Here is a 14,776-nt window from a genome sequence, read left to right as displayed (position 1 = left end):
CAGCCTACCGCCCGAGCTGGCCGGCCTCGCTGGCCGGGACGGGGCTCCAGCGGTTGAGCTGGATGTAGCCGTCGCGGGCGGCGATGACGACGTGGCGGCGGTAGCGCTGCACCACCGTCCCGGGCGTGTGGCGATGCGCCTCCCGCCAGCCCTCCGCCGCCGCCACGTAGACCCGGGACTCGCCGACCCGGGCGATTGTCTCGATCGTGCCGAAGGCCCGGACCCGGCGCAGGATCGCCTCGACCTCGGAGCGGAAGTCGAGGGTGCGGTCCGCATCCGTCACCCGCGGCCAGTAGGAACCGGTGCCCTGGGGCGTCGGCGTCCGCCAGAGGCCGGGCAGGTCCCGGGCGATGGGGCCCGCGGCGATGCGGCGCGCCGCCATCTGGCACTTGGCGAGCAGGGTCTCGTGCGATTCCAGGGGCGAGAGCGGGAAGCGCTCCTGGGCCAGGATGTCGCCGGTGTCGAAGCCGTCCTCGGCGAGGACGTGCGCGGTGACGCCCCAGTCCGGCTGCGCGTCGCTGATCGCCTTGAAGAGCGGGTAGGGGCCGCGGCCGAGGGGCAGCGGGGAGGGGTGGAAGTTGAGCCCGTAGGCGGCTTGGCCCCGCCAGCCCCGGATCAGCCAGGGATAGCCGGCCACCACCAGGGCCCAGTCCCGGCCGTGCGCCTCCGCCAGCCCGGCAAGGTCCTCCGGCCGCATCCGCGAGATCTGCATCGGCACGCGGTAGCGGCGGGCCTGGGCCACCACCGCCTCGTTGTGGTCGTAGAGCCCGTCGCAGGGCCGGGTGAACAGTTTGATCGGCGTCCAGCCCGCCCCGAGCAGGGCCTCGAACACGCCGCCGAGGAAATCGATGCCGGCAAAAGCGAACTTCATGAGGCTCCCGACGGTCCTGCGACGTCACGGATCGGTCGATCCCGCGTGACGACGGCTCCCCGCCTCCCGCTTTCGCCATACCTATCCGATCTAGAGCGATTTGGGAGCACGCATGAGGCGGGACATCGTCGCCGGGGGAGCCGAAGGCGGAATGCCGGGCCGGGATCCGGCCGGCGCGTGCCCATGGGCCGGAGGCTGAGTCTCATCCACACGCTCCGCTTCCTCCTCGGCGACCAGCTCACCCGCCGCATCGCCACCCTGACCGACCTCGATCCAGAGCACGACGTGGTGCTGATGGTCGAGGTCCGGGCGGAGGCGACCTATGTCCGCCACCACAAGCAGAAGATCGCGTTCCTGTTCTCGGCGATGCGCCACTTCGCGGCAGAGCTGGAGGCGGAGGGCATCACCGTGGATTACGTCCGCCTCGATGCCCCGGGCAACACCGGCAGCTTCACCGGCGAGCTGGAACGCGCGGTCGCGCGCCACGCGGTCGACCGGGTCGTGGTCACCGAGCCCGGCGAGTGGCGGGTCTGGGAGATGATGCAGGGCTGGCGCGACGATCTCGGGCCGCCCGTGGAGATCCGCGACGACAACCGTTTCCTCTGCCCGCGGGCGGAGTTCGCCGCCTGGGCCGGCGACCGTCGCAGCCTGCGCATGGAGACCTTCTACCGCGGCATGCGCCGCCGCACCGGCCTGCTGATGGAGGGGGGCGAGCCCGTCGGCGGCCGCTGGAACTTCGACGCCGAGAACCGCAAGGGCCTGCCCAAGGGCCACGTCGTGCCCGAGCGCATCGGCTTTCCGCCCGATGCCATGACCCGGGAGGTCATCGCCCTGGTGGAGGCTGCGTTCGGCGACCATTTCGGCGAGACCGCGGCCTTCGCCTGGCCGGTGACGCGGACCGAGGCCGTCGCCGCCTTCAAGCACTTCCTCGCCGTCGGCCTGCCGACCTTCGGCGACTATCAGGACGCGATGCGCACGGATGCGCCGTTCCTGTACCACGCCCTGATCGGGCCGGCGTTGAACGCCGGGCTCCTGACGCCGGAGGAGGTCTGCCGGGCGGCGGAGCGGGCCTACCGCGCCGGCGACGCCCCGCTCCACTGCGCCGAGGGCTTCATCCGCCAGGTCCTCGGCTGGCGAGAATACGTGCGCGGGCTGTACTGGGCGCGGATGCCGGACTACGCGGCCTCGAACGCCCTCGAGGCAGGGCGCGACCTGCCCTGGTTCTACTGGTCCGGCGAGACCGAGATGAACTGCCTGGCGCAGTGCATCGGCGCGACCCGGACCCACGCCTACGCCCACCACATCCAGCGCCTGATGGTGACGGGCAACTTCGCGCTGCTCGCGGGCCTCGCCCCGGCGCAGGTGGAGGAATGGTACCTCGTCGTCTATGCCGACGCCTACGAGTGGGTCGAGCTGCCCAACGTCCACGGCATGGTGCTCTGGGCCGATGGCGGCGTGATGGGCTCGAAGCCCTATGCGGCCTCGGGCGCCTACATCAACCGGATGTCGGATTACTGCCGGGGCTGCAGCTACGACGTGGCGAAGAAGACCGGCGGCACGGCCTGCCCGTTTAACTACCTTTATTGGGACTTCCTCATCCGTCACGCGGAGCGGCTGGCGGACAATCCGCGCCTCGCCATGCCCTACCGCACCCTGGCGCGCATGGACCCGGCTAAGCGGGCCGCCATCGTCGACGATGCGGCCCGCTTCCTCGACGGGCTCGACGCCGCGCCCCCGATCCCCAGGGTCGAGCAGGGCAGCCTGGACCTGACGTCGCCCGGCGCGGGCGAGAGCCGCCGCCCGGCCCGGCGGCGCGAGGTCGCCGAGGACAAGGTCGCCGAGGACAGGCGTGCCAAGGGCAGGCACGCCAAGAACGAGGTCATCGAGGACAAGGTCCCGAAGGAAAAACTTACCAGGGCGTCCAGACGGTGAGGCCGAGATAGGGGCCGGGCTCCCCGTCGCCGGCGAGTTGCAGCCCGGCCGAGAGCCGCAGCCCGAACCGGCCGACGGCGAAATCGGTCGCGTGCAGCCCGAGGTTCCACTTCCGGTACCCGGTCTCGTCCAGATAGAGGGCGGCCTCGGGTCCGAGATAGGCCCCCGCGGCCCGGTAACCCCAGGCGAGGCGGCCCCAGGCGCTCATGCGGAGCGTGCCTGTAACTAGCGTCGCGGTGAGGAGGGTGTCGTCCGTGGGCCTAGCCCAGACCTCCCCGTGCAGGCGCAGGCCGAAGCGGGGCGGCAGGGCCTGCACGCAGCCGCAGCCCGACACCACCTCCATCGAGACTTCGGGACCCAAATGGGCCGCGACGACGCCCCAGTCGCGAAACCATTGATAGCCGAGCACGACCGCGGCGATCGCGGAATCACGGATGACCGGTCCCTCCCGGCGCCGTTGGCCTCCGAGGCTCGCGAGAGCGACGAACCCTTCGCGGTCGATCCGGTCCAGCGCCACCTTGGCGCCGGTGGTCACGAAGACGGAGGGGCTGGCCTCCAGGCTTCCGAACAGGAGGAGCGAGGCGGGCGAGGATGCCGGGGCGGGTGCCGCGAAGAGCGCCGTGGACCAAGCCGCCGCCCCAGCGAGGCTCGCCAATCTTCGGGATCTGCTGCGATCGCTCCCGGCCCTCGATAGCATGGGCTCCCTGCCTCGATGCCGATCAGAGCCCTAGTCTTCCGGCGGCGCGGGCAGAAATCAATCTTCGATGCGTATAATCTGAAACAGATACAAGTTTAGGTGTTAATCCTATCTCGGATGTCTCGATATTCCTAAGCTTCGACGACCTCAGCGAAACTAACCCGCCGAACGGCATCTCTAGATTGACGCGGTGTCGGTCGACATTCTTCGTATCGAGGGTCCTGTCCGCACCGCCCGTGTGATTCGACGCCGTCCGGGCGTGCGGATGCGCCGCTTGGCCTGGGCCCCCATCTCGGCTACAGCCCGGCCCAGGACCGTCGCCAATGGCCGAGCTTTCTTGTCACCTGCTGCCAGAACTTCCGAGGTTCTCACCGTGCTCGCCGAGCAGGAAGGGGAACGGCTGACCGTCGGTGACATCGTCGCCGTCCTGAAGGACCGCGCCTTCGCGCTCCTCATCGTGATCCTCGGGTTGCCGAACTGCCTGCCGATGCCGCCGCCGATCCCACTGGTCTGCGGGCTGCTACTGCTGCTGGTGGCGATCCAGATCACCGCCGGCATGGCCTCGCCCTGGCTGCCGCGGGCACTGCTGCGCCGGTCCGTCGCCCGCAGCGACGTCGAGCGGGCGGCGAACCGGGCCGTCCCGCTCCTGCGCCGCCTGGAGCATTGGTCGCGCCCGCGCATGAGCCTGTTCGAGACCGCCCTCGGCATGCGCGGCGTCGGCCTCATCCTGCTCACCCTGTCGCTGGCCCTGATCGTGGCCGCGCCGATCGTCGGGCAGATTCCCCTCGGCCTCGCCATCTGCCTCGTCGGCCTCGGCCTCGTCGAGCGCGACGGCGTCGTGGTGCTGGGCGGCCTCGCGATCGGGACGGTGGGCGTCCTGCTCAATGCCGGCTTCGTCTACGCGATCATCTCGGGCCTGATGAGCCTGTTCAATCTCTGAGGCGCCCGCTCCGAGCCTCTGATTCGAGGCTTCGGCCCCCGTCGATCACGCTTCCAGGTGGCGGGCCCGGACGAGCCGGTAGACCAGCCCGCCCCGGCGTCCCACCAGCATCGAGACGACGTAGAAGCAGCCGGCCGCGAGCACGATCGCGGGTCCGGTCGGCAGATCGGCTTGGTAGGACACGATGAGGCCGACCACGCTCGACAGCATCGCGATCAGCACCGAGACCGGGATCATGCCCGACAGGTCCGCTGCCCAGAAGCGCGCCGCGATGGCCGGGAGCAGCATCAGCCCCACCGCCAGCAGGGTGCCCAGGGCCTGGAACCCGCCGACCAGGTTCATCACCACGAGGCCGAGGAAGGCGTAGTGCACCGGTCCGCCGGCGCGGCTCACCGTGCGCAGGAACAGCGGGTCGACGCATTCCATCACCAGGGGCCGGTAGATCGCCGCCAGGCCGAACAGGGTCACGGTGGCGATGCCCCCGAGCAGCCAGAGGGCCGGATCGTCGAGGGCGAGCACGCTGCCGAACAGGATGTGCAGCAGGTCGATCTGCGATCCGCGCAGGGACACTAGGAGGACGCCGCCGGCGAGCGAGATCAGGTAGAAGGCCGCCAGGCTCGCATCCTCCTTGATCACGGTGGAGCGGGTGACGAGCCCTGCCATTAGCGCCACCGCGAGGCCGGCCGCGAGGCCGCCCAGCGTCATGGCCGGCAGCGACAGCCCCGCCACCAGGAAGCCAACGGCCGCCCCGGGTAGGATCGCGTGGCTCATAGCGTCGCTCATCAGGCTCATGCGCCGCAGCATCAGGAACACGCCCACGGGCGGCGCCGAGAGCGACAGGGCGAGGCAGCCCACCAGCGCCCGGCGCATGAAGCCGAACTCGACGAAGGGACCGAACAGGAGATCGATCACGCGGCGTGCCCCCGGTCGTGCGCAGGCCCGTGTTCATGCTCCTGATCATGCGCGGGCTCGTGATCGCGGGGATGCGCGGGCTCATGCGGGTGCGCATGACCCTGGCCGTGGTCATGGCCGTGCTCGTGATCATGGCCTTGGGACGGTCCGGTCTGCGCGTGGCGGCCGCAGACCGCCGCATCCTCGTCCCAGGCCTCCGACAGGCTCTGGGCGCGGGCGAGGTTCCGGGGCGTGAGCACCCGCTCGGTCGGTCCCCAGGCCACCGCCTCCCGCGCCAGGAGGAGGGTGTGCGGAAAGTGGCTCCGGACCTGTCCGAGATCGTGCAGGGCGGCCACGATGGTGCGTCCCTGCCCGTGCCAGGCGCGGACCAGGGCCAAGAGGTCGGAGGTGGTGCGCCCGTCGACGCCGGTGAACGGCTCGTCTAGGAGCAGCACGCGGGCATCCTGCACGATCAGGCGGGCGAACAGGGCGCGCTGGAACTGGCCGCCCGACAGGGTGCCGATCAGGCGCGTCTCGAACCCGGCGAGGCCGACAGCGGCCAAGGCCTGCAGCAAGGTCGCCCGGTGACGCCGCGCGCTCCGCCAGGGACCGAGGCGGCGCCACAGGCCCATCGCCACGAGATCGAGGACGCTGAGGGGAAAGCTGCGGTCGATCTCCGCCGCCTGGGGCAGGTAGGCGATGGCGTCGTCGAGCCCGGGCCGCGCGATCCGGCCCTCGAGGCACGGGATCTCGCCGACGATGCCCTTCAGGAGGGTCGACTTGCCGGCGCCGTTCGGCCCGACCAGGGCCAGGAGGGCGCCGGGGGCGATGATCCCGTCGAGGTGATGGACGGCCGGATGGCGGTCGTAGCCGAGGGTCAGCCCCTGGAGCGCGATGGCGCCGGGCAGGTCGCCGCTCATCGGGAGGCCCACAGGATCGCGACCCAGAGCAGCAGGGTCAGCGCCGACGCCACCGCGAAGCGCAGGGACGCACCGGCCTGAAACAGCGAGTGGCGGAGGGAGACGGGGGGACGCGGGTTTCGGGTCACGGATGGATCATTTGCCCGAACGGGAGCGCCAGCTTATGTTGGCGGTGATACACTGTAACACTCGGGCAGTTCAACGGGCCGGCTCGATCCAACATCCCGGGCTGATGGGGCAGACCATGCACGACCATGCGGCGGCGCATGACCACGGTTGCGGCGGGGCGCCGGAAGCGATCGCCCGGGCGGAGCGCCTGTGCCGCGAACGCGACCTGCAGTTCACACGCCTGCGCCGCGACGTGCTGGCGGCGGTGGCCGGGCAGACGCGGCCGATGGGCGCCTACGATATCGCCGAGGCCCTGAGCGAACCGGGGCGCCGCGTCGCGGCGGTCTCGGTCTACCGCGCCCTCGACTTCCTCACCGAGCACGGGCTCGTCCACCGGATCGCGAGCCGCAACGCCTTCGTGTCCTGCGGTCACTCGCACACGGACGGCGCCGGCCTCGTCTTCCTGATCTGCCGCAATTGCGGCTCGATCGACGAGACCACCTCGCCGGAGGTGGAAGACCAGCTCGGACGCACCCTGGCCAAGGCCGGCTTCAAGCCCACGAGCCGCATCCTCGAGGTCGAGGGCGAGTGCGGCGCCTGCCTCGGCCGGTCCGGCGCGGACTAGCGTCCGGGCCGGGCGCGCCTCCGGCTCAGCCGGCGTTCCTGTAGGCGCGCGGCGAGAACACGGTCATGAACATGATCCGCAGGTCGAGCCAGATCGACCAGTTGTCGATGTAGTGCAGGTCGTGCTGGACCCGCCGCTCCATGTCGAGGTCGGTGAGGGTCTCGCCGCGCAGGCCGTTCACCTGCGCCCAGCCGGTGATGCCCGGCATGACGTTGTGGCGGCGGGCGTAGAGGGCGATGCGGTTCTCGAAGCTGCGGTCGTGCGCCAGGGCGTGGGGGCGCGGCCCGACGAGGGACATCTCGCCCAGCAGGACGTTGATGAGCTGGGGCAGTTCGTCGATGTTCGAACGGCGCAGCACCCGGCCGATCCGTGTGATGCGGCTGTCGTTGCGGGTGGCCTGCCGGAAGACCGTCTCCGGCTCGGCCCTCATGCTGCGGAACTTGAAGACGCCGAAGGGCTGCTGGTTGAAGCCGTAGCGCTTCTGCCGGAAGAATACCGGGCCCGGGCTGTCGATCTTGATCAGGGCCGCGACCACGAGGAAGAGCGGCCCAAGCAGCACCAGGGCCGTCAGGGCGAGGGCGAGATCGAGGCTGCGCTTCAGGAAGAGCTCGCCCGCCTGGAGCGGCCGGCGCCCGATATTGATTCCCGAGAGGCGGCCGACCCGGGCGAGGGTGAGATCGGGGAAGCGGTCCATCACCGAGCCCGGGCGCAGATGCAAGGCCGCCGGCACCCGCAGGAAGGCGTCGATGCAGCGCTCGATGTCGGAGGCCTCCGACCACGGCACCAGGATGAACACGTCGTCCGGGCGCAGGAAGCGCACCACGGAGACCGCGAGATCAAGATCTTCCGACATCTGGGCGCGGCGGGCTTCGGCGTCGCCCGCGGGGTCGAGCGGGCGCAGATAGCTGGTGCCGATGACGCGCAGGCCGAGGGCCTCGGGGTCGTTGTGGCCGTAGAAGCGCGCGATGTCCTCCTCGTAGCCGACGAGATGGACCCGGTTGGTCTGGCCGGAGGTCGAGGTCGCCGCGCTGCGCACCAGGCGCAGCATCACCCCCCGGGTCAGCAGGATCGCGGGCAGGCCCACCAGGAAGAACCCCACCGAGACGAGGCGCGAATACTCGTGGGTCGTCTTCGTGGCGAAGCCGATCAGCAGGACGACGGCCCAGGCGCCGGTCCAGACTATGGCCGCACGCCGCAGGTGGGGGCGCCGCGCGAGCAGCGTCTCGATGTCGTAATCCTCGCGGACGAGATTCGTCAGCAGGACGAAGATCGCCACCAGGGCGGCGAGTTCGAAGCTGCCGCTATGGACCACCACCGGCTGGGTGGCGTCGAAGGCGGCGTGGTAGGCGAGATCGATCCCGGCCGCGATGCAGAAGATGACGAGGACATCCGCGACGGCGGTCGCGGCCGATAGGCCGAGGCGGAAGGCGGCACGGCTGCGGCGGGGGAGAAGGGCCGCCCAGACGTCGCGGCGCGGACGGAGGACCGGAAATTTCTCGAGAGCGGCTGGGATGCGATCATGAAACATCTGGAGCGCCGTGTCCCGTCCTGATGCGATGACTGTGCGGGATTGAGCCGAATCCCGAATCAGTCATGGTGACAGAGAATAGCCGTGCAAGACACGGGCCTGAAGTCCTCGGACCGTTCGACCGGCCCGGACTCAGTCCTCGTTTCGTGCACTGTTTCGCGAGCCGCGACGGAGCCGCGGTTTCGACAAGGTTTCGCGAGGCCAGAGATGTCCGCTTCGGCGTCACGCATGGATCGCGCGCATGAATCGACGGTCGCGCAACCGCCTGATCTCGCGCACGGCCTCACAACGTCGATCCGACGAAGAGGGTTGCGCAGGAAATTTCACGCGTGACTGCGCGAAGACTGTCACGTGCCCGATGCGACCGAACCTGCGGTCCTCGGCGGGGCGGTCCGGCCGCGTCGCGAAGACCCGCGTAGGCCGCGGCCCGGCGTGGTGCGCCGGGCCGGCCATTTCGAATTGCGGCCCAGCGCCGGGCCGCGCCGCGAATCAGGCGGCCGTCTCCGAATCAGCCCGCGCGACGGTCTGGATCGTCTCGAATCCCTCGAATTGCGGATGGCCCAGATAGAGGGGCTTGGTCGACGGCACCCGGCCATGGGCCTTTCGAAACTGCTCGGAACGGGTCCAGGCCTCGAAATCGGCCTTCGACGACCAGATCGTGTGCGAGGCGTAGAGGACGTGATCCTCGGCTTCGGGACCGCGCAGCAGATGGAACTCGACGAAGCCCGGCATCTCGCCGAGATGACTGTCGCGCCCGAGCCAGACTTGCTCGAAATCTTCCGTGGCGTCCTTGACTACTTTGAAGCGATTCATAGCGATATACATGATCCACCTGGGTTTTTCGGCGTCGCGAACGATCCGGTCCGACAGTCTAGACCTGGGGCGGCGCTGCACGAAAGCCATCGCCCCGGCGCATGCGTCGCGCTTCGTCCGATGCGGTGCGGCCCGGAACGGGGCCTCTCCGCGCGCCGTCCGCGGGCTCCGACCCGTGCGGCGCAGCGAAAACTGGCGAGGGACGGTTACAACGTCAGGCTTGCAATTTATGCCGGCTTTGTGGTCAAGCTCTCAGAACGGTCACGTCCGATGCTGATGCGGAGTAAACATCCAGTGGCATTTGACTGCAGACAAGGATAGTCTCTCCCGTCCGGTTCTATCGACGGTCGACTGCCCTGGTTTCGTAGGGAATGAACTTAAGGAATCCTGCACGCCTCCGTACGAAAGCGTTCAAACCTCATCGCCCCGGGGCTGGTCCGGGCGGGGGCTGAGAAAATTCTTTAGGGACTGAAACGAGAGATGATGCCGAAGCAGACTACCGACGTCGATCGCCTCGTCGGATTGAGGATCACCGCCCTGCGCAAGGCGCGCGGCCTGAGCCAGACCGCGCTCGGGACCGCCGTCGGCGTGACCTTCCAGCAGGTCCAGAAGTACGAGAAGGGTCAGAACCGCGTCGGCGCCGGGCGCCTGCGCGAGATCGCCCGCCTCCTGGAAGTGCCGGTCTCGGCCTTCTTCGAGGAGGACGAGGTCGGCGGCACGCAGTCCGACGTGTTCGGCTTCCTCAGCGCGCAGGGGGCGATCGAACTTCTGCGCGCCTATGCGCTGATCGAGGACGATCAGCTGCGACGCGACGTGCTCGCCATCGTGCGGACGGCCGCGAAGATGGGCAAGCAGGCGCCCGAGCCCGCCGCGGCTCCCGCCGCACCCGCTGCCGCAGCCGGTTAGGGGCTCTCGGTGAGTCCCTAACCGATCCAGTGGAAGAAGCTCCCGGTGACGCAGCCGCGCCGATGCCCGGCGATCCCGAGGGGCACGCCTTCGGCATCGGTCACCGCCGCAAGCCCCGTCTCGGGCGTCGGCGGCGCGCTCCGCTCGCTGGCATAGTGGAACTCGTGCCCCACAAGGCGCGCGTTCACTCCCCCGAGGGGGCCGTCGGCTAGTAGCGTCGCGACCCGGTAGCCAAGATGCAGGCGGCGCGTCCTGTAGGAGGTCGCCACCGGCAGCAGGCCTGCCATGGCGTGCGTCACGCCCTCCGCATCCTCCAGGCTCTCGCCCAGAACCATGTAGCCGCCGCACTCGCCGTGCACCGGCTTGCCGCGCGCGAAATCCCTGAGGCCGGCAAGGAAGCGATCCGCCCGCGCCAGGGGGGCGGCATGAAGTTCGGGATAGCCGCCGGGCAGCCAGCAGGCATCGCAATCGGCCGGGGGCGGCTCGTCGGCCAGGGGCGAGAACGGGACGAGTTCGGCCCCCGCCGTCCGCCAACCCGCCGCCATGTGCGGATACAGGAACGAGAACGCCGCATCGGACGCGATAGCGATGCGCTGGCCCGGCGGGCGGGGCAGGAGGCCGGCGCCGGGAGCGGGGGCCGCCCCGGCCGCGACCGCCAGGATCGCGTCGAGGTCGAGGCCCGCCTCTGCGAGGTCGGCGAGGCGGTCGAGGCGGCTCTCGAGGTCGTTGGTCTCGCGGGCCTGGACGAGGCCGAGATGGCGCTCGGGCAGGACGAGGCTCGCATCCCGCATCAGCGCCCCGAGCACCGGCATGCCGATGCGGCTCAGGCCCGTCTCGACGAGGCGGCGGTGGCGGGCGCTCGCGACCTTGTTGAGGATCACCCCGGCGATGCGGATGCGTGGGTCGTAGGCCCTGCAGCCGAGGGCGAGGGCGGCGGCCGATTGGGCGGCGCCGGAGACGTCGAGGACGAGGATCACGGGCCAGCCGTAGCGCGCGGCGATGTCGGCATTGGCGCCCGTGCGCCCCTCCGCCGCCACGATGCCGTCGAACAGCCCCATCGAGCCCTCCGCGACGACGAGGTCGGCGCCCGTGGCCGCGAGGGCCGCCACCGCGTCGAGCATCGGCTCCGGCATGGCGAAGCTGTCGAGGTTGAAGCTCGGATGGCCGGTGGCGGCCTGGTGGAAGGCGGGGTCGATGTAGTCGGGCCCGCACTTGGCGCCGCGCACGGCGAGGCCCCGGCGGGCGAGCGCCCGCATCAGCGCCAGGGTCACGGTGGTCTTGCCCGAACTGGAGCGCGGCGCCGCGACGAGGAGGCCGGGCACGCTCATGCCCGCTCTCCGTCCACGCGCTCGGCCAGCACGGTCTCGCCCGTCGGGCGGAAGCGCCGGTCATAGTCGGGGGAATACAGGGCGCTCTCCCGGAACTCCGCCGGGTCGAGGGCGGGGCCCACCAGGATCAGCGCCGTGCGCTCCAGCCCGGCCTCGGCCACCTGGCCGGCGATCGTCGCCAGGGTTCCGGTGAGCACCCGCTCGTCGGGCCAGGTGGCGCGAAACACCACCGCAGCCGGGCAGCTGGCCCCGTAAAACGGCGTCAGCTCGGCGACGACCGCGTCGATGACGTGGATCGAGAGGTGCAGAGCGAGGGTGGCGCCGGTGGCCGCGAAGGCCGCCAGGGTCTCGCGCTCCGGCATGGCGCTGGCGCGCCCCGAGGTGCGGGTGAGGACGACCGACTGGGCGAGGCCCGGCACGGTGAGCTCGCGCCGCAGGAGCGCGGCGGCGGCGGCGAAGGAAGGCACGCCCGGGGTCACGGTGAAGGGAATGCCGGCCTGGGTGAGGCGGCGGGTCTGTTCGGCGAGCGCGCTCCAGATCGAGAGGTCGCCCGAATGCAGGCGCGCCACGTCCTGGCCCGCCGCGTGGGCGGCCGCGCATTCGGCCACGATGGCGTCGAGGTCGAGGGGCGCGGTGTCGACGATGCGGGCGCCCGGCGGGCACCAGCCCAGGATCTCGGGCGCGACGAGGGACCCCGCATGCAGGCAGACGGGGCAGCGCGCGATGAGGTCGCGGCCGCGGACGGTGATGAGGTCGGCGGCACCCGGTCCGGCGCCGATGAAGTGAACGGTCATGGCCCCTGCGTGACGGATTGTGCGCGAAGCGCAAGGGCGCAGGTCGCCCCCGCACTGGCGATTCGGGGTGCCAGCAGCGTCGCACCGGCCCCGGCGGCGGCGAGGGCTGCGGCCTCCGCGACCGAGCCGATCCGGCGAGACGTCTCGATGCGCTGCGAGCGGGTGGGAACGCGGGCGTCCACGGCGATCAGGGCGTCGGGGTCGATCGCATCCAAGGGGCAATCCATGGCCTCGGCGACGGCACGAATCGCCGGCTCCCCCGCTCGGTCGGCGGCGGTGGCCAGGCGCGCGAGGCGCGCGCGCGGCAGGCTGGCCTCCGTGAAGGCCCGTTCGATCAGGGTGACGATCTCGACGGCCGTGGTGGCGTGGCGGAAACCAAGTCCCGCGACGATGTCGGGCGTGCAGGATTGGCCTGGTATCACCGCTTGACCCACGCCCATTGCGTCACCGGCATCGCGGCGCGCCAGCCATGCAGGTGCCCGACCGGATCGGCATGGGCCACCGTCAGGCGCTTGAGGGTCCCGCCGCGCTGCGCGAAGGCCGCGAGCAGCACGGCCTCACCCTCTAGGGTTACCACGTTGGCGACGAGGCGTCCGCCCGGGGGGAGGGCGGCGAGGGCCGCGTCGAGGACCCCCGGCGCGGTGACGCCGCCGCCGATGAAGATCGCGTCCGGCGCCGGCAATCCGGCGAGCGCCCCCGGCGCCCCGCCTTCCGCCACGCGCAGGTCCGGCACGCCGAGGCGGCCTGCGTTGCGGGCGATGCGGGCGGCCCGGGCCGGATTGCCCTCGACGGCGATGGCCCGGAGGCTCGGATGGCGCAGCATCCATTCGATGGAGATCGAGCCGGCCCCGGCACCGATGTCCCACAGGATCTGGCCGGCGCGCGGGCGCAGGGCCGCCAGCGTCACGGCCCGGATGTCGGCCTTGGTGAGCTGGCCGTCATGTTCGAACCAGGCGTCGTCGAGGCCGGGGCTGAGGGTGACGACCTGCGCCGTCGGCGGGCCGACGACCTCGATGCCGAGGGTGTTGAGCGGGTCGATCCCGGTGAGGTCGAAGCCCTCGGCGGTCGCGCTGCGCCGGCGCTCGCGCGGGCCGCCCATGGCCTCCAGGACGGTGAGGCGGGACGCACCGAGGCCGCGCTCGGCCAGGAGCGCGGCGACCGCCGCCGGGGTGGTCTCGTCCCAGGTCAGGACCAGGAGGCGGGCGCCGGGCTGGAGATGCGGGATCAGCCGGGGCAGCGCCCGGCCGTGCAGGGTGAGGCAGCCCGTCTCCGCCAGGGGCCAGCCGAGGCGGGCACCCGCGAGGCTGAAGGCGGAGGGCTGGGAGAAGACCCGCATCTCTTCGGCCGGGACGAGGCGGGCGATCTCGGCGCCGATGCCGTAATGGAACGGATCGCCGGTCGCCAGGATGCAGGTCGGTGTCCCGCGCCGGGCCAGGAGGCCCGGATAGGCATCCGCGATCGGGCTCGGCCAGACCTGCGTCTCGGCGGCCAGCGGCGCGGCCAGGGCAAGGTGCCGACGTCCGCCGTAGACGAGGCGCGCGCCGTCGAGGGCTGTGGCGGCGGCGGGGCTCAAGCCGGCGCGGCCATCCTCGCCGATGCCCACGATGGTGAGCCAGGGGGCGGCCGGCGGGGCGGTGGACAGGCTGTCACCGGTCATGGAGAACGGCCCCGAGGGTGGGGGGAGCATGCGGATACTGATCCTGGGCGGCACCGGCGAGGCGAGCGCCCTGGTGCGCGGGCTCCTGGCCATGGGTCGCCGCGACGCAATCACCCTGTCGCTCGCCGGCCGCACCAGCCAGCCGAAGGCGGAGCCCGTACCGACGCGGATCGGCGGGTTCGGCGGCGCGGCGGGCCTGGCTGCCTGGCTGGCCGAGGACCGCACCGACCTCGTGGTCGACTCCACGCATCCCTTCGCGGCCCGGATGAGCGCCAACGCCGCCGAGGCCTGCGCCCGGACCGGGACGCGCCTGCTGGCGATCCGCCGTCCGGCCTGGACGCGGGTGGCCGGCGACCGCTGGACGGAAGTGCCCGACATGGCCGCCGCCGCCCGGGCGCTCGGCCCCGAACCGCGCCGGGTCTTCCTCACCATCGGCCGGCAGGAGGTCGCGGCCTTCGCCGGCGCGCCACAGCACGACTACGTCGTGCGGGCCATTGAGGACATCGTCCTGCCGGTGCCGCGGCTGACGTCCATCCAGGCCCGCGGTCCGTTCGACGAAGGCGCCGAGGCGGCGTTCCTGGCCGAGGGGGCGATCGAGATCCTGGTCAGCAAGAATTCCGGGGGCAGCGCCACCTACGGCAAGATCGCCGCCGCGCGGGCGCTGGGCCTGCCGGTCGTGATGGTCGACCGCCCGGAGAAACCGGACGTGTCGAGCGTGCCGGACGCCGCGGCGGCCCTCGCGGGGATCGCCGCGCTCTGAAGCCTG

The 14,776-nt window shown here is 71.3% G+C and carries 16 protein-coding genes; 5 read left to right on the top strand and 11 right to left on the bottom strand.

The features are described 5' to 3' along the window. Positions 1-4 precede the first annotated feature (4 nt). Positions 5-871, bottom strand: a complete 867-nt coding sequence (locus ACXJY8_RS17555; protein ID WP_463771326.1) for a formyltransferase family protein — start codon at positions 869-871, stop codon at positions 5-7. A gap of 183 nt (positions 872-1,054) precedes the next feature. Here ACXJY8_RS17555 and ACXJY8_RS17550 point away from each other — a divergent pair, with 183 nt between their 5' ends. Beyond that, positions 1,055-2,803, top strand: a complete 1,749-nt coding sequence (locus ACXJY8_RS17550; RefSeq protein ID WP_463771322.1) for a cryptochrome/photolyase family protein — start codon at positions 1,055-1,057, stop codon at positions 2,801-2,803. Here the strand turns inward: ACXJY8_RS17550 and bcsS are convergent. Further along, positions 2,781-3,458 (bottom strand): cellulose biosynthesis protein BcsS, encoded by a 678-nt coding sequence (bcsS, locus tag ACXJY8_RS17545; protein ID WP_463771315.1) that lies wholly within the window; start codon positions 3,456-3,458, stop codon positions 2,781-2,783. The genes ACXJY8_RS17550 and bcsS overlap by 23 nt on opposite strands. A 379-nt stretch (positions 3,459-3,837) precedes the next feature. Between bcsS and ACXJY8_RS17540 the strand changes: the two genes are divergently transcribed. After that, positions 3,838-4,440 (top strand): exopolysaccharide biosynthesis protein, encoded by a 603-nt coding sequence (locus ACXJY8_RS17540; protein WP_463771313.1) that lies wholly within the window; start codon positions 3,838-3,840, stop codon positions 4,438-4,440. A 45-nt stretch (positions 4,441-4,485) separates the two neighbouring features. On the opposite strand, the gene ACXJY8_RS17535 is transcribed toward ACXJY8_RS17540, so the two are convergent. From ACXJY8_RS17535 to ACXJY8_RS17525, 3 genes are read right to left on the bottom strand one after another with little or no spacing between them, the layout of a single operon-like run. Further along, positions 4,486-5,310: a metal ABC transporter permease gene (locus ACXJY8_RS17535; protein ID WP_463780748.1), complete on the bottom strand. Its 825-nt coding sequence runs from the start codon at positions 5,308-5,310 to the stop codon at positions 4,486-4,488. 38 nt (positions 5,311-5,348) lie between these two features. Further along, entirely contained in the window at positions 5,349-6,251 is a 903-nt protein-coding gene (locus ACXJY8_RS17530; protein WP_463771309.1) for a metal ABC transporter ATP-binding protein, read from the bottom strand. After that, on the bottom strand, positions 6,248-6,379 hold the full coding sequence (locus ACXJY8_RS17525) for a hypothetical protein (protein WP_463771306.1): 132 nt from the start codon (positions 6,377-6,379) through the stop codon (positions 6,248-6,250). Before ACXJY8_RS17525 ends, ACXJY8_RS17530 begins: the two co-directional genes overlap by 4 nt. 116 nt (positions 6,380-6,495) lie before the next feature. Here ACXJY8_RS17525 and ACXJY8_RS17520 point away from each other — a divergent pair, with 116 nt between their 5' ends. Further along, a complete protein-coding gene (locus ACXJY8_RS17520; RefSeq protein ID WP_463771303.1) occupies positions 6,496-6,984 on the top strand; it encodes a Fur family transcriptional regulator in 489 nt (162 codons plus the stop codon). Between the two features lie 25 nt (positions 6,985-7,009). On the opposite strand, the gene ACXJY8_RS17515 is transcribed toward ACXJY8_RS17520, so the two are convergent. Together ACXJY8_RS17515 and hmuQ are read right to left on the bottom strand one after the other, a co-directional pair. Further along, positions 7,010-8,512, bottom strand: a complete 1,503-nt coding sequence (locus ACXJY8_RS17515; RefSeq protein WP_463771300.1) for an exopolysaccharide biosynthesis polyprenyl glycosylphosphotransferase — start codon at positions 8,510-8,512, stop codon at positions 7,010-7,012. A gap of 489 nt (positions 8,513-9,001) precedes the next feature. Then, complete coding sequence (hmuQ, locus tag ACXJY8_RS17510; RefSeq protein ID WP_463780746.1) at positions 9,002-9,337, bottom strand: heme-degrading protein HmuQ; 336 nt, start codon at positions 9,335-9,337, stop codon at positions 9,002-9,004. 468 nt (positions 9,338-9,805) lie between these two features. On the opposite strand from hmuQ, the gene ACXJY8_RS17505 reads away from it, so the two are divergent. Beyond that, positions 9,806-10,231: a helix-turn-helix domain-containing protein gene (locus tag ACXJY8_RS17505; protein ID WP_463771296.1), complete on the top strand. Its 426-nt coding sequence runs from the start codon at positions 9,806-9,808 to the stop codon at positions 10,229-10,231. 17 nt (positions 10,232-10,248) lie between these two features. On the opposite strand, the gene ACXJY8_RS17500 is transcribed toward ACXJY8_RS17505, so the two are convergent. The 4 genes from ACXJY8_RS17500 to cbiE are packed head-to-tail and all read right to left on the bottom strand — an operon-like array spanning position 10,249 to position 14,010. Then, complete coding sequence (locus ACXJY8_RS17500; RefSeq protein ID WP_463771294.1) at positions 10,249-11,559, bottom strand: cobyrinic acid a,c-diamide synthase CobB; 1,311 nt, start codon at positions 11,557-11,559, stop codon at positions 10,249-10,251. Continuing rightward, positions 11,556-12,353 (bottom strand): precorrin-4 C(11)-methyltransferase, encoded by a 798-nt coding sequence (cobM, locus tag ACXJY8_RS17495; protein ID WP_463771292.1) that lies wholly within the window; start codon positions 12,351-12,353, stop codon positions 11,556-11,558. Before cobM ends, ACXJY8_RS17500 begins: the two co-directional genes overlap by 4 nt. Continuing rightward, positions 12,350-12,793: a cobalamin biosynthesis protein gene (locus ACXJY8_RS17490; RefSeq protein ID WP_463771290.1), complete on the bottom strand. Its 444-nt coding sequence runs from the start codon at positions 12,791-12,793 to the stop codon at positions 12,350-12,352. Before ACXJY8_RS17490 ends, cobM begins: the two co-directional genes overlap by 4 nt. Beyond that, a complete protein-coding gene (cbiE, locus tag ACXJY8_RS17485) occupies positions 12,772-14,010 on the bottom strand; it encodes a precorrin-6y C5,15-methyltransferase (decarboxylating) subunit CbiE (RefSeq protein WP_463780743.1) in 1,239 nt (412 codons plus the stop codon). Before cbiE ends, ACXJY8_RS17490 begins: the two co-directional genes overlap by 22 nt. 28 nt (positions 14,011-14,038) lie before the next feature. Here cbiE and ACXJY8_RS17480 point away from each other — a divergent pair, with 28 nt between their 5' ends. Continuing rightward, entirely contained in the window at positions 14,039-14,770 is a 732-nt protein-coding gene (locus ACXJY8_RS17480) for a cobalt-precorrin-6A reductase (protein WP_463771288.1), read from the top strand. Positions 14,771-14,776 lie beyond the last annotated feature (6 nt).

This window comes from Methylobacterium sp. TK31, from assembly GCF_055361545.1.
This window is presented reverse-complemented; position numbering and strand designations above follow the sequence as displayed.